Source organism: Kribbella qitaiheensis (assembly GCF_014217565.1).
GTDB classification, from domain to species: domain Bacteria; phylum Actinomycetota; class Actinomycetes; order Propionibacteriales; family Kribbellaceae; genus Kribbella; species Kribbella qitaiheensis_A.
This window is the reverse complement of sequence record NZ_CP043661.1, coordinates 1105532-1126527: the sequence shown is the minus strand read 5'-3', so window position 1 is coordinate 1126527 and position 20996 is coordinate 1105532. Positions and strand designations below refer to the sequence as shown.

General features: G+C 68.1%; 20 protein-coding genes. 8 read left to right on the top strand and 12 right to left on the bottom strand.

The window, feature by feature from the left end:
- Positions 1-92: 92 nt before the first annotated feature.
- Complete coding sequence (locus F1D05_RS04960; RefSeq protein WP_185446216.1) at positions 93-962, bottom strand: helix-turn-helix domain-containing protein; 870 nt, start codon at positions 960-962, stop codon at positions 93-95.
- A gap of 84 nt (positions 963-1046) precedes the next feature.
- Here F1D05_RS04960 and F1D05_RS04955 point away from each other — a divergent pair, with 84 nt between their 5' ends.
- On the top strand, positions 1047-1778 hold the full coding sequence (locus F1D05_RS04955; protein WP_246486435.1) for a sulfite exporter TauE/SafE family protein: 732 nt from the start codon (positions 1047-1049) through the stop codon (positions 1776-1778).
- Between the two features lie 107 nt (positions 1779-1885).
- On the opposite strand, the gene F1D05_RS04950 is transcribed toward F1D05_RS04955, so the two are convergent.
- From F1D05_RS04950 to F1D05_RS04930, 5 genes are all read right to left on the bottom strand, one after another.
- Complete coding sequence (locus F1D05_RS04950) at positions 1886-2584, bottom strand: class I SAM-dependent methyltransferase (RefSeq protein ID WP_185446214.1); 699 nt, start codon at positions 2582-2584, stop codon at positions 1886-1888.
- The gene (locus F1D05_RS04945; protein WP_185446213.1) at positions 2581-4170 is read right to left on the bottom strand and encodes an ATP-dependent DNA ligase; all 1590 of its coding nucleotides are present in this window, start codon (positions 4168-4170) and stop codon (positions 2581-2583) included. The genes F1D05_RS04950 and F1D05_RS04945 overlap by 4 nt, the downstream gene beginning before the upstream one ends.
- Before the next feature lie 42 nt (positions 4171-4212).
- Positions 4213-5181: a Dyp-type peroxidase gene (locus F1D05_RS04940; RefSeq protein WP_185446212.1), complete on the bottom strand. Its 969-nt coding sequence runs from the start codon at positions 5179-5181 to the stop codon at positions 4213-4215.
- An 88-nt stretch (positions 5182-5269) separates the two neighbouring features.
- The gene (locus tag F1D05_RS04935) at positions 5270-6700 is read right to left on the bottom strand and encodes a pyridoxal phosphate-dependent decarboxylase family protein (protein WP_185446211.1); all 1431 of its coding nucleotides are present in this window, start codon (positions 6698-6700) and stop codon (positions 5270-5272) included.
- Positions 6697-8022, bottom strand: a complete 1326-nt coding sequence (locus tag F1D05_RS04930; RefSeq protein ID WP_185446210.1) for an MFS transporter — start codon at positions 8020-8022, stop codon at positions 6697-6699. The genes F1D05_RS04935 and F1D05_RS04930 overlap by 4 nt, the downstream gene beginning before the upstream one ends.
- An 81-nt stretch (positions 8023-8103) precedes the next feature.
- Between F1D05_RS04930 and F1D05_RS04925 the strand changes: the two genes are divergently transcribed.
- Together F1D05_RS04925 and F1D05_RS39755 are read left to right on the top strand one after the other, a co-directional pair.
- The gene (locus F1D05_RS04925) at positions 8104-9324 is read left to right on the top strand and encodes a CPBP family intramembrane glutamic endopeptidase (protein WP_185446209.1); all 1221 of its coding nucleotides are present in this window, start codon (positions 8104-8106) and stop codon (positions 9322-9324) included.
- Between the two features lie 299 nt (positions 9325-9623).
- Positions 9624-10091: an HAD family hydrolase gene (locus F1D05_RS39755; RefSeq protein WP_343066623.1), complete on the top strand. Its 468-nt coding sequence runs from the start codon at positions 9624-9626 to the stop codon at positions 10089-10091.
- A 162-nt stretch (positions 10092-10253) separates the two neighbouring features.
- Here F1D05_RS39755 and F1D05_RS04915 read toward each other — a convergent pair whose 3' ends face one another.
- From F1D05_RS04915 to F1D05_RS04895, 5 genes are all read right to left on the bottom strand, one after another.
- Positions 10254-11213, bottom strand: coding sequence for a sigma-70 family RNA polymerase sigma factor (locus tag F1D05_RS04915; RefSeq protein ID WP_185446208.1), 960 nt, complete (start codon positions 11211-11213; stop codon positions 10254-10256).
- A gap of 413 nt (positions 11214-11626) precedes the next feature.
- Complete coding sequence (locus F1D05_RS04910; RefSeq protein WP_185446207.1) at positions 11627-13699, bottom strand: S9 family peptidase; 2073 nt, start codon at positions 13697-13699, stop codon at positions 11627-11629.
- A 36-nt stretch (positions 13700-13735) separates the two neighbouring features.
- A complete protein-coding gene (gene xth / locus F1D05_RS04905; RefSeq protein WP_185446206.1) occupies positions 13736-14539 on the bottom strand; it encodes an exodeoxyribonuclease III in 804 nt (267 codons plus the stop codon).
- A gap of 9 nt (positions 14540-14548) precedes the next feature.
- Positions 14549-14932, bottom strand: a complete 384-nt coding sequence (locus tag F1D05_RS04900; RefSeq protein WP_185446205.1) for a hypothetical protein — start codon at positions 14930-14932, stop codon at positions 14549-14551.
- Positions 14933-15537: 605 nt separating this feature from the next.
- Positions 15538-16209, bottom strand: a complete 672-nt coding sequence (locus F1D05_RS04895; RefSeq protein WP_185446204.1) for a TetR/AcrR family transcriptional regulator — start codon at positions 16207-16209, stop codon at positions 15538-15540.
- A 73-nt stretch (positions 16210-16282) separates the two neighbouring features.
- Here F1D05_RS04895 and F1D05_RS04890 point away from each other — a divergent pair, with 73 nt between their 5' ends.
- Genes F1D05_RS04890 through F1D05_RS04870 form a run of 5 tightly spaced genes read left to right on the top strand, consistent with a single transcriptional unit; the run spans position 16283 to position 20306 of the window.
- Positions 16283-17167, top strand: a complete 885-nt coding sequence (locus tag F1D05_RS04890) for an SDR family oxidoreductase (protein ID WP_185446203.1) — start codon at positions 16283-16285, stop codon at positions 17165-17167.
- Positions 17164-18324, top strand: a complete 1161-nt coding sequence (locus F1D05_RS04885; protein WP_185446202.1) for a saccharopine dehydrogenase family protein — start codon at positions 17164-17166, stop codon at positions 18322-18324. Before F1D05_RS04890 ends, F1D05_RS04885 begins: the two co-directional genes overlap by 4 nt.
- Before the next feature lie 4 nt (positions 18325-18328).
- Positions 18329-19189, top strand: a complete 861-nt coding sequence (locus tag F1D05_RS04880; RefSeq protein WP_185446201.1) for an alpha/beta fold hydrolase — start codon at positions 18329-18331, stop codon at positions 19187-19189.
- Positions 19186-19578: a YccF domain-containing protein gene (locus F1D05_RS04875; protein ID WP_185446200.1), complete on the top strand. Its 393-nt coding sequence runs from the start codon at positions 19186-19188 to the stop codon at positions 19576-19578. The genes F1D05_RS04880 and F1D05_RS04875 overlap by 4 nt, the downstream gene beginning before the upstream one ends.
- Positions 19575-20306 (top strand): MBL fold metallo-hydrolase, encoded by a 732-nt coding sequence (locus F1D05_RS04870; RefSeq protein WP_185446199.1) that lies wholly within the window; start codon positions 19575-19577, stop codon positions 20304-20306. Before F1D05_RS04875 ends, F1D05_RS04870 begins: the two co-directional genes overlap by 4 nt.
- A 69-nt stretch (positions 20307-20375) precedes the next feature.
- Here the strand turns inward: F1D05_RS04870 and F1D05_RS04865 are convergent, their stop codons facing one another.
- A complete protein-coding gene (locus F1D05_RS04865) occupies positions 20376-20981 on the bottom strand; it encodes a hemerythrin domain-containing protein (RefSeq protein WP_246486434.1) in 606 nt (201 codons plus the stop codon).
- Between the last annotated feature and the right edge of the window lie 15 nt (positions 20982-20996).

Sequence of the window (20996 nt, the reverse complement as noted above, 5' to 3'; positions counted from 1 at the left end):
GCGGACAGCTCCCAGGGCCCTCTGATGACCTTGTCAGGGCGGTGACGTGACAGACAGTTCTTGATCGGGCGCAAACTGTCAACCTCGTTGGGTTATTTGAGTTTGTGCAGGATCGCGGTCAGTTGCTGCTCCGCCTCCTGGGGGCGGGGTCCGGCCACGGCGAGGGTGTCGAGGATGTGCGTGTAGGCGTCGACGTCGTCGCGCTTGTCGAGATACAGCGCGCTGGTGACGTGTTCGAGGTAGACCACGTCCGGGAGATCGGCCTGCGGGAATCGCAGGACGCTGAATGCGCCACCAGTGGCCGGATGCCCAGGGCTGCCGGTCGGGATGATCTGCAACGTGACGTTCGGCCGGCGGATCGCCTCGATCAGCGAGCCGAGTTGCTCCCGCAGTACTTCGAGGCCGCCGATCGGCCGCCACAGAACAGCCTCCTCGACCACCGCCCAGAGCCGCAGCGGGGGATCCCTCTCGAGCACCGCCTGACGCGAACTCCGCAGCGCGGTGATCCGGTCGACCTCCTCCTCGGACCGCTCACCGGCCGGCGTCAGCCTCGCGACAGCCCTCGTGTACTCCGGAGTCTGCAGCAACCCGGGCACGAACTGGATCTCGTAGGTCCGGATCAGCTCGGCGGCTGCCTCCAGCCCCAGATACGCATCGAACCAGTCCGGCGTGACGTCCCCGTATCGATGCCACCAGCCACGATTGTTCGCATCACGAGCCAACTGCAGCAGCTTCTCCCGCTCAGCGGGGTCACCGACCTGGTAAAGCTCGAGCAGATCGCCGACGTCCCGCTCCTTGAACCCGACCCGCCCGAGCTCCATCCGGCTGATCTTCGACTCCGACGCCCGGATCGCCCACCCCGCCTCAGACCGCGTGACCCCTGACTGCTCCCGCAACCGCCTGAGCTGCGCACCAAGCATGATCCGCAACGCCGTGGGCCCCGCCTCACTCCGCCCCGCCATACTGACGATCGTACCTTATTATCGAACATATGTTCCCATGAAATTCACCGTCGTCCACGCCGTCGAACCGGCACAATGAGCCGGGTGCTTACCGACTTCCTGCCTGCGTTGGCCGTCGCCTCTGCGGCGGCGTTCGGGCTCGCCGCGTTGTCAGCGGTCGCCGGATTCGGCGGCGGAGTGCTGCTGCTCCCGGTGTTCACGGCCCTGTTCGGCTTGCGGGTCGCGGTGCCGATGCTGACGCTGACCCAGCTGTCCAGCAACAGTTCCCGGGGCTGGCTGAACCGACGCGAACTCCGCTGGCCACTGATCGGCTGGTTCGCTCTCGGCGCGGTGCCCTGCTCGGTAGCCGGCGGCCTTCTGCTCACGCACGCACCGCTCGCGCCGATGAAGCGAGTGTTGGGGGTGTTCCTGGTCGGCGTAGTGCTCTGGCGACGGCTCAATCCGCATCCCCGCAAGCCCGCCGATCCGGCCTTTGTCGCGGTCGGCGCCGGGTCCGGTCTGGGCTCAGCCCTCCTCGGCTCGGTCGGGCCACTCACGGCACCGTTCTTCCTGGCCTACGGCCTGACCCGTGCCGCGTACATCGGCACCGAGGCGGTCAGCGCCCTCACCATGCATCTCACCAAGCTCGCCACCTATGGAGCGGGTGACCTGCTCACCCGCAAGGTCCTGCTCTACGGCATCGCGCTGACCCCCGCGACCCTGCTCGGTGCCTGGGCGGGAAAGAAGATCGTCGGCCACATCAGCGACCGCATCTTCGTTCTGCTGGTCGAACTCGGTCTCCTCGCCGCCGGTGTCATCTTCCTGCTGGGCCTTTGAGACTTCGGTGCCGCTGAGATTTCCGAGAGCCGCTGAGACTTCGGGCCGGCAGAGCGCCGAGGCGGACCAGTATTACGCCGACGAGAGTCCCGGCCCAGGCCGACGTGTCAGTCGCGAAGGTACTCGGCTCGCCAGCGGTAGATGGTGGGGTCGGACGGGCTGGGTTGCTTCTCGAGCTGGATCAGGCGGACATCGCCGATCGCGAAGGCGTCGATGGCAGCCCGGGTGAGCGGCCACGGCGGGCCTTGCACCACGTCGTCCGAGACCGGCCGGCCGTCGACCTCGGTCCGCACGGCGGCGATCACGACCAGGGTGCCGCCGACGCGGACCTGTGCGGTGACCTGCTTGCTCGCGGCCGGTTGCAGCTCGATCGGCAATGCCTGCACGGTGTAGATCTCGACCACCAGATCGAAGGCGCCCCGCCACTCGGCCGGCGGATTCAGCAGGTCCGCGACCACGTAGTCGACCTTGGTGTCCGGATGCGTCTGCCGCGCGGCTTCCACCGCGGAGGGGGAGATGTCGAAGGCGATCGTGTCGTAGCCGAGGTCGGCGACCAGCTCGGCGTCCCAGCCCAGCCCGGTGCCGACCACCAGCGCCCGCTTGCCGTCGCCCCGGAACTCCGACGTCTCGGCCCATTCGGTGAGCAGCGCGTGCGCGCCGCCACGGTCCCAGGGCACGACGGCCTTGCCCTCGCCGGCCGCGGCGTACAGCTCCTCGAACCACCCGGTCGGATCGTCCTTGGCCAGTGATTCGGCAGCCAACCGTCGGGAAGCGAGGTCGGGGTCCGGGGTCTGTTCGGCAGTCATGCCGGAGATTCTGCCTCTCCGTCGGCCGACTCCACGTGATCGCCGACCGCCGGCGACAGATCAGCGGGCTGATGAATCTCCCGGACGGCCTGAACCGTGTCGACCTGGTCGGGCGTCTTGTCCTCGCGGTACCGGATCACCCGGGCGAACCGCAGCGCCATCCCGCCCGGATACCGGGTCGAGGTCTGGACGCCGTCGAACGCGATCTCGACCACGACCTCCGGGCGCAGGTAGACCGTGTAGTCGTCGCGGCGCTCTTCGAGCTGCTGGAACTTCTCGGTCTGCCACCGCAGCAGCTCGTCGGTCAGACCCTTGAACGTCTTGCCGAGCATCACGAACTCGCCGGTCTCCTCGTCCCGCGCGCCGAGGTGGAGGTTGGACAACCAGCCGGTCCGGCGGCCGTGTCCCCACTCGGCCGCGAGCACGATCAGGTCGAGCGTGTGCGTCTGTTTGACCTTCACCCAGCCGGATCCACGTCGTCCCGCTTCGTACGGCACCGACAGGGACTTCACCATCACGCCTTCGTGGCCGCGCTTCACCGCGCCGGTGAAGAACGCCTCGCCCGCCTCGGCGTTGTCGGTGACGAGCCGGGGGATCCGCCGCTCCTCGGGGATGACCTTGCTCAGCCACTCGTGCCGCTCGGTGCTGTCGAGGCCGAGCAGATCGGTCCCGTCGAGGTGCAGGATGTCGAAGAAGTACGGCGTCAGCGGCACTGTCTCGGGCCCGGTCGCCGCGCGCGTCGCAGTACGGGAACCGGTGACCTGGAAGGCTTCTGGGCGACCGTCGGGACGGAGTGCGATCAGCTCGCCGTCGAGCACGACCTTGTCCACCTTCAGCTCGCGAACAGCCGTAACGACCTCGGGGACCCGGCTGGTGATCTCGTCGAGCGTGCGCGTGTAGACGACGACCTCGTCCCCGTCGCGGTGCACCTGGATGCGGATGCCGTCGAGCTTCCACTCGATCGCGGCCGGGCTGCCGGTCTTGCCCAGCGCCTCGGCGATACTGGTCGCCGACTGGGCGAGCATCGGCTGCACTCCGCGCCCGACCTCGAGACTGAACTGCTCGAGCCCGGCCTCGCCTTCGGTCAGTACGGCGACCGCGACCGGAGCCGCGGACCCTCGCAACATGGTCGCCGCCCGGATCTTCGCCAAGGGGACCCCCGTCGCCTTGCCGACCGCGTCGGCCATCACACCGTCGAGCGCGCCTTGGCGCAGCTCACCGCCGACCAGCAACCGGAGAAACTTCTGCTCGTCGGCCGTGGCCCGCTCGAACAAGGCGTCGACAGCCGCTCGCCGCTTGGCCTGCGACCCCGCACCGGCGAACTCGGACAGCTCGGCGAACGCCTGGTCCACCTCCTCGATCGTGAGCGAGGCGGTCTCGGCAGGCGCCGGCGCGTCCACCAACGTCCGCCAGCCCACGCCCGTACGCCGTTGGCGCAGCTCGCCGGACAGGTACGTGACGACGATCGCCGTCTCGTCGGGGTCCGTGGCGCTGACCAGCAGGGTCGCGATCAGGTCTGCCTTGGCCCGGCGCGACCGGGTCTGGCTCAAGGCGGTAGAAGTGGCGACCACGTCAGCGAGCAACATGCCCCCAGTCTCGCCCAAGGCACCGACATTTCCCCGGCGCCCTCAGGGAGCCGGTGGCAGGTCGTCGAGGAAGTCTGCGGTCGGAGTGAAGAACAGGGTGCCGGTGGTGGCGGTGGAGAAGTCGAGGATGCGGTCGTAGTTGCCCTCGGGCTCGCCCAGGAACATCCGGCGCAGCATCAGCTCGGTGACCCCGGGGTCCTTGGCGTAGCCGATGAAATAGGTGCCGAACTCCTGGCTGCCGATAGTGCCGAACGGCATGTTGTCGCGCAGGATCTGCTGCTCGTTGCCGTCCTCGTCCTCGATCACGTTCAGGGCGATGTGCGAGTTGGAGGGCTTCTCGTCGTCGGTCAGCTCGATGTCCTCGAGCTTGGTCCGGCCGATGACGCGCTCCTGCTGCTCGACCGTCAGCGCGTTCCAGGCCTTCATATCGTGCAGGTACTTCTGCACGATCACGTAGCTGCCACCGGCGTACTCCGGATCTTCCGCCCCGATCAGCACCGCCTCATGGGCCTCTGCGCCGACCGGGTTCTCGGTTCCGTCGACGAAGCCGAGCAGGTCGCGCATCTCGAAGTACTTGAACCCGTGCACCTCGTCGATCACCGTCGCGGCGCCGTCGAGCTCCTTCATCACCTGCTGGGCGAGCTCGAAGCAGAGATCGAGTGAGGCGGCCCGGATGTGGAACAGCAGATCGCCTGGCGTCGACACAGCCCGGTGCTTGCCGCCGTTCAACTCCACGAACGGGTGCAGCCCGGCCGGCCGGGGGCTGTCGAACAGCCGGTCCCAAACGTCCGACCCGATACTTGTCACGCACGACAGCGAACCGTCCGGCACCCGGAACCCGATGCCCCGGGTCAGCCCGGCGATCCGCTCGAGCAGCGCCCGGGTGGTCTCCTCGCCGCCCGGCTCGATCCGGATCACGAGGAAGATCGCTGCCCCGGTGAGTGGCATCAGAACGGACTGCGGCAAGGCGCGCGTCGACGCGGCCGGACCAGCGGTCGGATCGGTCACCATCGGCAATTCTCCTTCACGGATTCACAAGCAGGGCGGAGCCACCAGCGGACACACTCGCGTCAGCATGCAACAGCATTCCGACGACGGCTCAGGTGGGTCGCATCAAGCGATCGAGGAACGCGACCAGCAACGCCTCCCGAAGCCGCGGTGGGGCGACGTTCAGCAGCGCGTTCACCGGCGCCATCCGATCAGGCAGTGCACCCCCGTCGCCGAGCCCGGCCAAGGCCAGCAACCCGTCGAACGCGGCATCGTCCAATGTCGCCGGGTCCAGTCCACCGGCCGCTGCCGCCAGCTCGGGAGCGACCTGCACGGGTCCGGCATCCTGTGCTTTCCGTACTGCGGTCCGCAGCGCCGCGATCAGTTCGTCGATCCGGCCCGCGGTCGCGGCGCTCACTGTCAGGTGCAGCGAGGGCGGCTGATCCTTGAAGCTCAACTGTGGCTGAACGAACCAACCCAGCGCGGCCATCTCATCAGCGATCGTGAACACATCCCCCCGATCATCGCTGTGCAACGCCACCAGCGTGGTCGCCGGCGGCGCGAGCACGGTCAGCCCATCCACCTCAGCAGCTAGCCCCGCCAACCGCACCGCGGCGTCGTACGCGGTCCGTGCCAGCCGCTGATAACCGTCGTCTCCGATGTGCTGGACGACAGCCCACGCGGCCGCGAGCGGCGCACCGGACTTCGTCGACTGGGTGGTCGAGTTGAGCATCGTGTACCCAGGCCAGTCCGCGTGCGCGAAGAACTGCGGCCGCCGCAACTCGGCCGACCGATGCAACAGGATCGAAGCGCCCTTCGGCGTGTACGCGTACTTGTGCAGGTCCACCGAAATGCTCGTCACTCCCGGTACTGCGAAGTCGAAGTCGGCCACCTCGACGCCATCGGCCCGCAGATACGGCAGCACCCAGCCGCCGATACACGCGTCCACGTGGCACCGGATACCCCGCTCGGCCGCCAGTGCGGCGATCTCCGGCACCGGGTCCACCACGCCATGCGCGTACGACGGTGCGCTTGCCACCACCAGCACGGTGCTGTTGTCACAAGCTGCGGCGAGCTCGTCGGGTCGCGCTTTGAAGGTCACCGGATCGACGTCGACCACCACCGGCCGTACGCCGAAGTAGTGTGCCGCCTTGAAGAAGGCCGCGTGAGCCGTCGACGGCAACACCATGCTGGGTTGCGCCGATCTCGTGTTCGGCGGATCCAAGTCTCGGGCAGCGTCCCGCGCAGTCTGTACTGCGAGCAGCACCGACTCGGTCCCGCCCGAGGTCACCGTGCCGACGGCGCTCGATCCACCTTGCAGCAAGCGCGCGGCCCAGCCGACCAGGTCGTTCTCGAGCGTCCGCAGACTCGGGAACACCGTCGGATCGAGTCCGTTCGTGGCGCCGTACAGGGCCAATGCCTGTCGCCCGATCTCGTCCGCCTCCGAAAGACCCGAGTCGTACACATAGGCGAGCGTGCTGCCGCCGTGGGTGGGCAGGTCGCCTTCCTGCAGAGCCCGCAACCGGGCCAGGACGTCACTCATCGCGCCTCCAGTACTTCGTCGGCTGTCAACTTGTACCGCTGCAAGGTGAAGAAGCTGGCCGCGGTCAGCACCACCGGCAGTACCGAGATGCCGACGACGATCGCGGTGACGGCCGAGTCCGGTTGGACGGCGTCCCGCCCGGTCGACGAGACATAACCGCCCGCTGCCAGCACCAACGCATACAGACCCGGCCCCAACGCGAGCCCGAGGGTCTCGCCGGCGGTCCAGATCCCGGTGAAGACGCCGGCGCGGCGGTTTCCGCTCCGGGCCGCATCGACCGCCACGACATCCGGCAGCATCGCCAGCGGAAAGACCTGCACGCCCGTGAACCCGACACCGACCACACCCGTCGCGACGTACACACACCAGGTCGGGACGTGCTGGGCCGGCAACAGCGCGAGTGCACCGAGACCGAGCACGGCCGAAGCCGCGAGAAAGCCCTTCTTCTTGCCGAAGCGGTTGCCGACGGCAAGCCAGAGTGGGCTGACCACCAACGCCGGGCCGACCACGCAGACGAAGAGGATCGAAGCCGCGCCGGGATCTCGAAGGACATAGCGGGCCAGGTAGTCGATCCCGGCCAGCATCGAACCGATCGCGAGCGCTTGCAGCATCAGGGTGAACAGCAGCCAGCGGAAGTCGGCTGCCTGCGCGACGACCCGGAGCTGTTCGCGAAGGGTCCCGGTCGCTTCGCCGGGCCGACCAATCGGCGCCCGCCGCGTGCCGTAGTACGCGCCGACTGTCCCGATCGCGAGCAAGAGTGCGACCACCAGGCCCATCACGCGGTAGCCCTCGCGGCCGCCGATGGCGTCGCGGATCGCGGGGGAGCTGCCGCCGCTGATCAGGATCGCGACGGTCAGCACAGCCACCCGCCAGGACATCAGGTTGGTCCGCTCGCCGTAGTCGTCGGTGATCTCGGCCGGCATCGCGACGTACGGCACCTGGAAGAACGCGTACGCCGTCGCGCAGCCCAGGAACGCCAACAACACCCAGCCGGCGTCGAACAGCTGCGAGTCGAGATCCGGCACTGCGAAGAGCACGGCGAAGCAGACCGCGAGTGACAGACCGCCGCGGAGCAGGAACGGGCGGCGGGGACCGAGTGGTGACTGATAACGGTCGCTGATCCGGCCCGCGATCGGATTGAGCACGACATCGAGGGCCTTGGGCAACAATACGATCGCGCCGGCCACCGCGGCCGCGATGCCGAGAGTGTCGGTCAGATAAGGAAGCAGCAACAGGCCGGGCACCGTGCCGAACGAGCCGGTGGCGACGGAGCCCAGGGCATAGCCGACCCGTACGGAACGAGGCAGCGGCTGAGCGGACATGACGGAAGCATGCCAGCAGAACGGCAATCGGTGCAGGGCGTTGTCCACAGGTCGCTTGGCCCGATCTCATAGAGTCACGCCATGGATTCGCACCAGGGCCCGCCACCCCCGCCCAACCAGCCCCCGCCGGGGGAGCAGGGACCGGGCTTCTGGTCACCTGAACAGCCACCACCCTGGGGCGCCCCTCCAGCCGGGCAGCCTCCGGCCGGCTATCCGCAGCAACCGCCCGCGGGCTATCCCCAGCAACCTCCCGGGTACCAGCAACCCGGTCCGCAGCCCTGGCCGCAGTACGGGCAACCGCCGCAGTACGGGCAACCGCCGTACGGGCAGTTGCAGTACGGCGTGCGAGAGCCTCGGATCGTGGCGGCGCCGGCTGGGGAGCCGTTCCACCGGTTGGCGCGCAACTCGAAGTACAAGTGGTGGCGGCCGCTCACCGGTAGTGCGTTGCTGGTGGCGATCGCCTTCGCCCTGACGATCGCCGTCTACATCCTCTGGATGATCGTGCACACGCTTGTCGCGGGTGACTTCAAGCTGCCCGAGGGCAACACGCTGTTCCCGAACTCGACCGAGGACCTCTCGGCCCAGCTGGTGATGCTCGGCATCCTCACCCCGGGCGTCCTGCTGGTGGCGTGGGTCGTCCAGCGCCGCCCGGCCTTCAGCGTCGCCTCTGTGCTGAACAGGCTGCGCCTGCGCTGGCTCGCGCTCTGCTGCCTCCCCGCGATCGGCTACCTCGCCCTGTCGTACGGGCTCGGCCTGGCGACCGACGCCATCTTCCCGAACGCCGACCCAGCCACGTCCGACTCCGGCTCCTGGGTAGGGCTGAGCGCCTTCATCCTTCCGGCCGTGCTGATCCTCTTGCTGGTCCCGTTCCAGTCCGCGGCGGAGGAGTTCGTCTTCCGCGGCTGGCTCGTCCAGGCAGTCGGCTCGTACGGTCCGGGCGGCGACAGCGTCGTGAAGCGCATCCTGCGCTCGCCCTGGCCGGCACTGGTGATCAGCAGCGCGGCATTCGTCGCCGCGCACGGCTACACGGGTTGGGCGATGGCTGACATCTTCCTGTTCGCGATGACGGCGGGCTGGCTGACGATCCGTACCGGTGGACTCGAAGCCGGCATCGCCCTGCACACGATGAACAACCTGTTCGCCTTTTTGTTGCCTGCGGCAATGGGTCAGCTCGACGGCTGGTCGAACCAGGGCGGTGCTCCGTGGACGCTGCTGGTGAGCGACATCCCATGCCTGATCTTCTACGCGCTCGCCGTGCTCTGGCTGGCCAGGCGCCGCCAGATCGCGACCGTCAGCCAATAATCGGAGGAGATTGTCGGCGCCGTCTGGCAACCTGTGCGCCGTGACGAACGTGAAGAGTGAATCGATCGAGGCCGTCCTGTTCGACTGGGGCGGCACGCTGGCGACCTGGCACGACATCGACCTGTACGCCGTATGGCGATCTGTCGCGACCCTGATCGACGAGGCGCGGGCCGACGAGCTGGCGAAGCGGCTGGTCGCGGCCGAAGGGTCCGCCTGGCTGCGGTCGCGCGACGAGCATGTCAGCAGCACCCTGGAAGAGGTCTGCCTGCTGGCGGAGGTCTCGATGACTCCGGCCCGCGCTGGCGGAGTACGAGCGTCAGTGGCAGCCCCACACCGAGCTGGAGCCGGACGCGATCGAGACCCTGACCGAGCTGCGCGAGCGCGGCCTCAAGGTCGGAGTGCTGTCGAACACGATCTGGTCCCGGCAGCGGCACGAGGAGATCTTCGCGCGCGACGGCGTCCTGGACTTGATCGACGGTGCCGTCTACACCAGTGAGGTGCCGTGGACGAAGCCGCACCCGGAGGCATTCCTGGCGGCGATGCGGGCTGTCGGGGTGAGCGAGCCGGCGCGCTGTCTGTTCGTCGGCGACCGGCTGTTCGACGACGTCTGGGGCGCCCAGAACGTCGGGATGCGGGCCGCCCACATCCCGCACAGCGCGATCCCCACCAACCAGATCGGCCACACGGAGGGCGTCCCCGACGCCACCATCCAGCGTCTCTCGGAGCTCCCCACCCTCATCGACAGCTGGAGTCGAGCCTCCGCTTGAGCCCAGCCGGCCACCCAGTTGCTTACGTCCGAAGGGGCGTGGGGCAGGACCCTCGCCCCTTCGGACGCAACGCGGTGGGTACGAGCGGACCCCCGGCCGCGAAGGCGGCTCGGGGGCCCTGGGGGGTGGCAGTTCAGTTGGCTGGCGCCCAGTGGCTCGGGTCTAGGCGGCCAGGGTCGGGTCGGCCATCCGGCGCAAGCGGCCGAGGGCCTCTCGCTCGATCTGCCGCACCCGCTCGGCCGAGATGCCGTGCACCGCGCCGATGTCGGCCAGCTTCGCCTGCCGCCCGTCGTGCAGGCCGTACCGGCGCCTGATGACGTCCGCCGACCGCGGGTCGAGCTGATCGACCAGGCTGAACAGTCCGGACCGGTCCGAGGCGTCGGCCACCAGCTGGTCCGGACCCGGTGCGGTCTCCGCCGCGATCAGGTCGCCCAGCGAGGTCTCACCCTCGTCGTCGATCGGGTTGTCCAGGCTGATGTGGTCCCGGCCGATCCGGATCAGGTCGGTGACCCGCTCCACGTCCAGGTCCAGCTCCGCCGCGATCTCGTCGAGCTCCGGCTCGCGCCCGAGCTTGCGCTCCAGCGTGCGCCGGGCCGACCCGATCTGGTTCAGCTGCTCCACCACGTGCACCGGCAGCCGGACCACCCGGGCCTGCTGCGCGATACCGCGGGTGATCGCCTGCCGCACCCACCAGGTCGCGTACGTCGAGAACTTGAAACCCTTGCGGTAGTCGAACTTCTCCACCGCGCGGATCAGGCCCGTGTTGCCTTCCTGGACCAGGTCCAGGAGTGGCATCTGGGACCGTCCGTAGCGGCGGGCGATCGAGACCACCAGCCGGAGGTTCGCGGTCACGAACCGCTGCTGCGCGCGCTGCCCCTCTTCGGCCAGCCACTCCAGCTCTTCCTCCGTCGCATATTTGGGCGCTCCGCCCTTCTTGCGTCCAACCCGCCCCTCGGCCAGCAGTTGCTCCGCGAGGAGACCTGCCTCGACCGTCTCAGCGAGCTCGACTTCTTCTTCAGCGGTCAGCAAAGGCGTGCGAGCGATCTCTTCGAGGTAGAGACCGACGCTGTCCTTGCCGTCGATACCGTCGTCCGTTGACCGGACACGAGCCATGCGAGCCACCGAAACTCCCTTCGTCGTTACATGGAGAGCAACGCTCGAGTGAGGTTCAAGATTCCACGATGAGTGTGTAAACAGCCTGAACGTTCCCTGAGATTTCCCGGCACCGTTCAGCAGTCGCAACTCAGCCTGGAACCCACGAGCGGACAGATTCTGCGCATTGTTGTCACCAGCCGCCCAAAATCGGCTTCTTCTACTGGATTTCCGCCCCTAGGACGCCGGGACCTCTGATCTGGTTGACACCCGGCAACCGGTGTTCCGTCAACGATCCGGCCGCCGAAATGTGTTGCAGCACACACAGCTTCAGAGCCTCACCGTGTCACCAACGCATCCAGTACCCGTGGTCTTCCCGCGAAAACAATGCGAAGAGCCCCGAGAAGTGAATACCTCTGGGGGCTCTTCGGTGGTTCGATCGGTCAGGCCAGACCGAGTACGTCCAGTTCCCAGGCGAACGCGAAGGCGAGTTCACGCCAGGCGTCGTACCGGCCGCTGCGGCCGCCGTGCCCGGCCTCCATCTCGGTCTTCAGCAGCACATCGACCTTGCCGGCGGCCGTCGACCGCAGCTTGGCCACCCACTTGGCCGGCTCGACGTAGAAGACGCGGGTGTCGTTCAGGCTCGTGATCGCCAGGATCGGCGGGTACTGCTGGGCCGTCACGTTCTCGTACGGCGAGTAGGACTTCATGTACTGGTAGACCTCGGCGTCCTCCAGCGGGTTGCCCCACTCCTCCCACTCGATCACCGTCAACGGCAGCGAGGGGTCCAGGATCGTCGTCAGCGCGTCCACGAACGGCACGACGGCGATCACCCCGCCGAAGGCCTGCGGCGCCAGGTTCGCGACCGCGCCCATCAGCAGACCGCCCGCGCTGCCCCCCTGGGCGACGATCCGCTCCGGCCTGGTCCAGCCTTCCTTGACCAGGTGCTCGGCGCACGCGATGTAGTCGGTGAAGGTGTTCCGCTTGGTCAGCGTCTTGCCGTTGTCGTACCAGTGCCGGCCCATCTCGCCGCCGCCACGGATGTGCGCGATCGCGAACACCATGCCCCGGTCGAGCAGCGACAGCCGGGAGATCGAGAACCACGGGTCCATCGACGCCTCGTACGAGCCGTAGCCGTACAGCTCGACCGGTGCGTTCCCGTCCTTCGCGACGTCCTTGCGCGCCACGATCGAGATAGGCACCTGGGTGCCGTCCGGTGCCGTGGCCCATTCCCTGTATTGCGTGTAGTCGCTCAGATCGACCCCACCGAGCACGGGCTGCTGCTTGAGCAGTCGGCGCTCTCCGGTCACCACGTCCACGTCGTACGTCGTGGAGGGCGTGACGAGGGACGTGTAGCTGAACCGGTACCGGGTGTCGTGCCACTCGTCGTTGCGGCCGGGGGAGACCGTGTAGATCGGCTCCTCGAAGGTGAGCGCCTCAGGAGCGCCGAAGGCGGACCCTTCGCGGCGCATGATCGCGAGTTCGGTGAGCGCGTCCCGGCGGCGGTACAGGATCACGTGATCGGCGAACGCGTCGACGCCGAGCAACCGGCTCGACTCGTCGCCCTCGATCAGCGTCGTCCAGTCGCCGGGGGAGTCCAGCGGCGCGCTCGCGAGGGAGAAGTTGGCCGCGTCGGCGTTGTGCGTGATCAGCAGTTGATCGCCCGCGTGCTCCACGTCGTACTCGACGCCCTCACGCCGCGGTGCCACCACGACCAGCTCGCCGGTCGGGTCGTTCGCGTCGAGCAGCCAGACCTCGCTGGTGAGCTTGCTGCCGAGGCTGATCATGATCGCCTGCTCGTTGCGGGTCAGGTCGACGCCGACCCAGAACCGCTCGTCCGGCTCCTCCATCACCAGCACGTCGTCGGTCACGCCGAGCGTGTGCCGCCAGATCTGGTGCGGGCGCCACGCGTCGTCGACCTTCGTGTAGAAGATGGTCGAGCCGTCGGCCGACCAGGCCGAGCCGTAGTGCACGGCGGGAAGCTCGTCGGGCAGCAGCTCGCCGGTGTCCAGGTTCTTGATCCGCAGGGTGAAGCGCTCGTCGCCGGTCAGGTCGGTCGAGTAGGCGAGCAGCCGGCCGTCGGGGGAGACGTCGACAGTGCCGAGCGAGAAGAACTCCGAATCGCCCGCGACCTCGTTCCCGTCGAGCATGATCTCCTCGCCGGGGATCTCGCCGTCGGTCGCCGGCGGCTCGTCGCCGTCCACCTTCACCCGGCAGCTGATCGCGTACTGCTTCCCTTCCAGCGTGCGGGTGTAGTACCAGTACCCGGCGCGCCGGGCCGGGACGCTCAGGTCGGTCTGCAGGGTGCGGTCGGAGATCTCGGTGAAGATTGCCTCGCGCAACGATTCCAGGTGCGCGGTGCGTGCCTCGGTGTAGGAGTTCTCGGCGCGCAGGTAACCGAGCACCTCGTCGTCGGTCTTGTCCCGCAGCCACTCGTAGTCGTCGACGAAGACGTCTCCGTGATGGGTGCGTTCGATGGGTTTCTTCGCCGCGACCGGCGGGTTCAGCTCGGACATGCGAGCGACATTACAGCTTCACCGGGGAGCGCTCACTCAGATTGCATAGGTCGCCACGACAGGTGCGTGGTCGCTCCAGCGTTCGGCGTACGTCGGGGCGCGGTGAATCACACAATCGGTGGCACTCGCGGCCAGCTCGGTTGAGGCGATCTGGTAGTCGATCCGCCAGCCGGCGTCGTTGTCGAAGGCCTTGCCGCGCCATGACCACCACGAGTACGGGCCCGGTCCCTCGCCACCGAACCGGCGGCCGAGATCGACCCAGCCGGACTCGAACAGGGAATCCATCCAGGCCCGTTCCTCCGGCAGGAATCCGCTCTTCTTCCGGTTAGCCTTCCACGCCTTCAGGTCGACCTCGCGGTGGGCGATGTTCAGGTCGCCGCACATCAGTACGTGCCGCCCGTCGGCCGTCAGCTCGGTCAGCCGGTCGGTGATCGCGTCGAGGAACGCGTACTTCTCGGCCTGCCGCGGCGGGGTCTCGAACTCACCCGTGAACACATAGGTACTGATCGCGGAGAGCGTGCTCCCGTCGTCCAGCCCGATCTCGGCCTCGACCCACCGGCCGCAGCCGGCGAACCGCTCCGGCCCGATGCCGACGGTCTCCAGCTTGATCGGCCGACGGCTCGCGATCGCGACCCCCGCACGGCCCTTGCTGCCCTCGATCACCGGCTCGGCATGCGCGATGTGCCAGTCCCCGCCGAGGAGATCGCGCAGTACTTCGTCGGTCGCGCGAACCTCCTGCATCAGCAACAGTTCCGGATCAGTCTCCTCCAACCAGGCCGCCATCCCACGCCGATAAGCAGCCCGAATCCCATTCACATTGACCGTCGCAACCTTCAGCACCCGAGAACCCTAACGGTCCACCACCACCCGCACGCCCCGCAGCGCCAGGTAGCCGCCGATGCCCGGCGCGAAGGCCAGCCACTTCGCCTTCGCCGGGGCGCCGCGCAGCGCCAGGTAGCCGCCGATGCCCGGCGCGAAGGCCAGCCACTTCGCCTTCGCCGGGGCGCCGCGCAGCGCCAGGTAGCCGCCGATGCCCGGCGCGAAGGCCAGCCACTTCGCCTTCGGGGCTCGTCCAAGGTGGCTCCCGGCCCCGATCGGCTCGGCGGGGGGCGAGTTCCGGCCGAGCCGATCGGCTCGGCGAGGACGACTCCTGGCCGATTTGGGGTGGCCCGTATCTCCAGCCAGGCAGTGGTAGTCCCTCCTCGGCCCAGCGACCTGGTCGCGCACGCTCATCCCCGCCTGATCCCCACCGATCCCGCCCCGGTTGGGCGGCCGTCTCGGGACCACTGCCTGGCTGGAGATACGGACCGCCCCGAAATCGGCTCCCGGTACGCGATCCCGGGTTGGTGGGGCCCCGTGTGGCCGGTCTGTCAGGCGTTACGCGGCAAACACCCCTTGGCCCACTCGACGAAGGCTGCCCCGTGCCGCCCGCTGGCGGGTTCTTCGGCCACTGACGGGCTATTTCCGCGGTACCGGGCGAAGATCCGACGGCCGACCCGGTCTAGGCGGCTGGCGTCCTACCCGTACGGCGTCGAAAGGTGGACGGCCATTGGCCACCTCCCTGTACGGCGTCGAAAGGTGGACGGCCATTGGCCACCTCGACGAGGGGGTCCGAGCGGCCAATCCCGGACTCTTCGCCGGGGCCCCGGACACCAACTCGGGCCCTCGGACAAGGTATTTCATGTCCGAGGGCCCGAGTTGGTGTCCAAGGTCCCGTAAATGGCGTGCCCGGCGACGCGAACCTGGCCCATCCGCAGGAACTGCTTGCGTCCGAAGAACCGGAGGGACGTCACCGGAGGGACGGGTACTCCACTTCTTCGGACGTAAGAGGGTGTGGGTCAGACCGTGGTCAGTAGGGCGGCGAGGGAGCGCTCGCAGAGGTGTTCGAGGGTCTCGGGGGAGACGGTGGGGTTGTCGATCCAGCTGAGGAGGGTTTGTTCCACGTAGCCCTGCCAGCCGTGGCAGGCGAGTTCTACAGCTGGAGTCACCTCGATTCCGGAGGCGGCGACCGCGTCGATGACCCACTGGCTGAAGACCTGACGCAGTTCGGTGTGCAGCGCCCGTACTGCGGGGTCGCCGGCCGCCGACATCAGCAGAGTCGCCCGGTAAAGCTGGGGCGCCTCGAGGACGGCTCGGACGAAGGCCCTGATGCCGCTGCGGAGCTGCTCCTCCGGCGGCAGGGACAGATCCGGCGCGGTCCGGAGCATCACCTCGGCGGCGGCTTCCTCGATCACGGCGTACTGGAACTTCTTCTTCGAGCCGAAGTAGTGGAACAACAGCGCGGGGGAGACCTGGGCCTCGGCCGCGACCAGCTCGACCGACAGCTCGCGGTGCGGATCCGCCTCCAGAACGCGTCGCGCCGCTTCCAGGATCTGGGTCCGGCGCTCTTCCGGCCGCAGTCGCGGGGAGCGCTCTCCGCCGTTTCCTGGGGACAGCGGTCCAGTGGCCGTCGGGTCTGTGGCCGGGTTTTCTGCGGCCGCCGCTCCGGAGACTGGCGTGGTCTGGGTCATCTGGCCAGTCTATTGAGTAAAGGCTCAATAAGCACTTACTGTTGAGTATCCACTCAACAGTCGGAGGTCGACGATGGCGGGCAAGGTCGTACTCATTACAGGCGCGTCCAGAGGTATCGGCGCGGCCGTGGCCCGGAAACTGGCGAGCGAGGGCGCGACGCTGGCCCTGGTCGGGCTCGAACCCGACGAGCTGAAGCAGGTCGCCGAGGACTGCGGTCCCGACGCCGGCTGGTGGGAGGCCGATGTCACTGACCTGGAGACGCTGCGAACCGCGGTCGAGGCGATCGCCGAGCGGTACGGCCGGATCGACGTCGTCGTCGCGAACGCCGGTATCGCCGCCCCCGGCTTCAGCCGGAGCATGGACCCGGCCGTCTGGGAGCGCGTTCTCGACGTCGACCTGTACGGCGTCTGGCGGACCGTCCACCTCACTCTTCCGCATCTCCTCGAGAGCAAGGGCTACCTGCTGCTCGTCTCGTCCCTCGCTGCCGTCGTGCACATCCCCGGCCTCGCGTCGTACAACGTCGCGAAGGCGGGCGTCGAGGCGATGGGCAACACCCTGCGGGCCGAGCTGAAGCACCTCGGCGTGGACGTCGGCGTCGCGCACATGACCTTCGTCGACACCGACATGGTCCGCGGCGTCGACGAGCACCCGGTCTTCGGCCGGGTCCGGACCGGTATCCCGCTGGCCAGCCGGGTGTACCCGCTGGACTTCGCGGTCGACAAGTTCACCCAGGGCATCAAGAAGCGCTCGCGCGTCGTCCACGTGCCTGGCTGGATCGGTCCGATGAAGATCTTCCGGGCGCTGATCCCGCACCTGGTCGAGCTTGGCGCACGCTTCAATGTGCCGAAGGCCGACCGCGCGGCACTCGCCGACATCGAGGCCCGTGGCGCCGCCGAGTCCTCGCGGGCATCCGGCGCCGGCGGCCGTGCCGACTCGGAAAAGGCCACCCGCCGATGACCGAGGCCCGCCAGTACGACGTCGTGCTCCTGGGCGCGACCGGCTTCACCGGCGAGCTCACGGCCGCGTACCTCGCGAAGAACGCACCGGCCGAGCTGAAATGGGCCCTGGCCGGGCGGAACAAGGCGAAGCTCGACGCGGTCCGCGAGAAGCTCGGCGTCGAGGTGGACCTGGTGATCGCGGACGTCGGTGCCCCGGAAACGCTGAGAGCGCTCGCTGAGTCCACCCGCATCGTCGTCACCACAGTCGGCCCATATGTCCGGTACGGCGAGCCGCTGGTCGCCGCCTGCGCTGAAGCCGGCACGGACTACCTCGACCTGACCGGCGAGTCCGAGTTCGTCGACAGGATGTACGTCGCGCATCACGCGAAGGCGGTCGAGACCGGCGCCCGGATCATCCACTGCTGCGGCTTCGACTCGATCCCGTACGACCTGGGCGTCCAGTTCACCGTCGAGCAATTGCCGCAGCGAGTCCCGATCCAGGTCGACGGTCTGCTCCGCGCCGGTGGCAAGCCTTCGAGCGGCACCTTCCACACGGCGATCACCGCGTTCTCCCGCGGCAAGCAGAACCTTGACGCGCACCGCGCCCGGCGCAAGGCGCAGCCACGTCCGCAAGGTCGTTCGGCCAAGCTCGCCACCGGCAAGATCCACCGTGCACAAGGGTTCTGGGCCGTGCCGCTGCCGACTGTCGACCCGCAGATCGTCGCCTACTCCGCGAGCCTGCTCGACAGCTACGGCCCCGATTTCCGCTACTCGCATTACGCAGCGGTGAAGCGGTTGCCGGTAGTTGCGGGCAGCATCGCCGGACTCGGCCTGCTGGTGGCGGCCGCCCAGATCCCGCCGGCCCGGAACGCCTTGCTGAGCAGGTTCAAGGCCGGCGACGGACCGAGCCCCGAGCAGCGTGCGAAGTCGTGGTTCAAGGCACGCTTCGTCGGCTCCGGCGGTGGCAAGCGGGTGACCACCGAGGTCGCCGGCGGCGACCCCGGCTACGACGAGACCGCCAAGATGCTCGGCGAATGCGCTCTCTCACTGGCGCTCGACGATCTTCCGCAGACGTCGGGCCAGACGACGACCGCTGCCGCGATGGGTCCGGCGTTGCGTGACCGCCTCATGCGAGCCGGGATCACCTTCCGGATCATCTCCACCGAGGAGTACTGACCAGGTGCGGGTGACGTCGGCCGACGGCACCAGGATCGCCGTGTACGAATACGGCGATCCGTCTGCCCCCGTGCTGATCTGCGTCCACGGTTACCCGGACAACGCCAGCTTGTGGGAGCCCGTTGCGCGACGACTTGGGGATCACTTCCGCGTGATCACGTACGACGTACGTGGCGCGGGGGAGTCGGATCACCCTCGCGAGCGAGCGGCGTACAAGCTGGAGCGGCTCGAGGAGGATTTCACCGCGGTCCTGGACGCGGTATCGCCGGACCAGCCGGTGCAGTTGCTCGCGCACGACTGGGGCTCGATCCAGTCCTGGCAGTTCGTGACGAGCGAGCGACTGCGCGGCCGGATCGCTTCCTACGTGTCGATCTCCGGGCCGTCACTGGATCACGCCGGCTACTTCCTACGGGCCAGGCGGCGTCCGGCCGAACTCGTACGGCAACTCCTGCATTCCTGGTACATCTTCTATTTCCACCTGCCCTGGATTCCCGAACGCGGCTGGCGCAAAGGCTGGGCCCACCGGATCTTCGGCCGCCTCGAAGCCGGCGCCGGCGGAACGCCGGCGGCTGTCGGAGAGCGCTCCCTGCCGGACTTCGTCAACGGCCTCAACCTGTACCGCGCGAACGTGATCCCGCACCTTCTTCGTCCTGAGCAGCGTTGGACCGACGTACCGGTGCTGGCTGTTTCGCCGGACGGAGACGCGTTCGTGACGACGCCGTTGCAGACCGATATCGCGCGCTGGGCCCCGAACCTCAGCGTGCAGGTGATCAGGGGCGGCCACTGGTTACCCCGGAACGATCCCGGACTGGTGGCGCGGTTGACGCTCGAACACACCCGGCGGGTGGCAGGCTGGCAGGTATGAGGACGATTCTGAATCTGATCTGGCTGGTGCTCGCCGGCTTCTGGCTGGCGCTCGGCTACGTCGCCGCCGGCATCATCTGCTGCATCCTGATCATCACCATCCCGTTCGGCATCGCGTCCTTCCGGATCGCCGGGTTCGCGCTCTGGCCGTTCGGCCGGACGATGGTCGACCGGCGCGGAGCCGGTGCCGGTTCGGTGATCGGCAACGTGATCTGGGTGGTCGTGGCCGGCTGGTGGCTCGCGCTCGGCCACCTGGTCAGCGGGATCGCGCTGTGCGTCACTGTGATCGGCATCCCGCTAGGCATCGCCAACTTCAAGCTGATCCCGATCTCGCTGCTCCCGCTGGGCAAGGAGATCGTCTCCACCGACGAGGCCTTCGGCACCCGATGAGATCGCTGACCGTCCTCGGCTCCTGCGGTGCGTGGCCGGAGCCGGGGCGCGCGTGCGCCGGGTTCCTGCTCGAGTACGACGGATTCAAGGTGGTCCTTGATCTCGGGTACGCCGCTCTGCCGCAGTTGCTGAAGTACTGCCCGGAAGGTGAAGTCGACGCGATCGTGGTCACACACCAGCATCCGGATCACTGCGTCGACGTGAGCGCCCTCGCCCGGGTCCGCTACTACCTGGCACCCGACGCGGAGCGGATTCCCCTCTACTGCCCTCCCGGCGTTCTCGACGTACTACGGGCGCTCGAGCCGCGTCCCGATCCCGCGACAGTGTTCGACGTGCACGATCTCGCCACAGCCAAGGAGATCGGCCCGTTCCAGTTGGAGAGCGTGCTCTTGCCGCACTACGTGACCAACCGCGGCGTGCGGCTGACAGCACCCGGTCTCACGATCGCCTACACCGGAGACAGCGGTCCCTCCGCCGAGCTCAGCAAACTGGCTGACGGTGCCGACCTGTACATCTCGGACGCAACCCTGCAAGGGGAGTCGCCGACGACGACCCCGCGGTATGTGATGACCGCGACCGAAGCCACTACCGGTGCCGCAGGCGCAGATCGTCTGTTGCTGACCCACTTCTGGCCCGGCTCAGATCGCGCTCTCTCCGTCGCCGAAGCACAGCAGGTCTTCACCGGCGAGGTCATCGCGGCGGAAGAGGGACTCGTCATCCCACTCTGAGGTCGCCACTCGCTGCCGGCCCGGACACTGTCCGGGCGAAGGTCTTGCTCCTGCGTCCGTGGACGCGGATCAGCCGCACTCACGCCGATTCTGGCGACTGACCCGCGCGCAAGGCCGCAGGAGTACTGGCGACCCGGCGTGCGACGTACCGATCAGTTCTTCTTCTTGGCTGCTTCCACCAGTTTGCGGACGTTCTCTATCGCGCCGCAGTCCGCCTCGATCAGCCGGCCGCGCTCGGCGGCGAAGTCGGCGCCGAGCTCCAGCCGGACGTCTTCGTCGACATCGGTCCGGGGCCGGGTTGAGGACATCGCGTTCCTCTTCGTCGAGGTGGTGCGACAGCGCTTCGGACAGCTCGTGCGTCTTCTCGCCGAACTCCTCCGAACTGCTGTCCTTCACCTCCATCAGCGCGAGCAGCGCTTCGTTGCCCTCATCGTGCTCGTGCTCGGAGTGCTCGACCTCGTCCTGGTCGATCGCGTCCTTTGCCCGCAGCTTCGGGTAGACCTTCGACTCCTCAGCCTCCGCGTGGGCGATCAGCACCGTAGCGAGGTCGGCCAGCACAGCGTCGCGGTCGCTCCCGACGTCGCGAAGCTCGCGCAACGCCTCCTCGAACCAGCGATGATCGGCAAGGATCACCTCGACCACGTCGCCACCGGTCTGCTGCAGAATCTTCGCCATTCCACGTCCTCTACT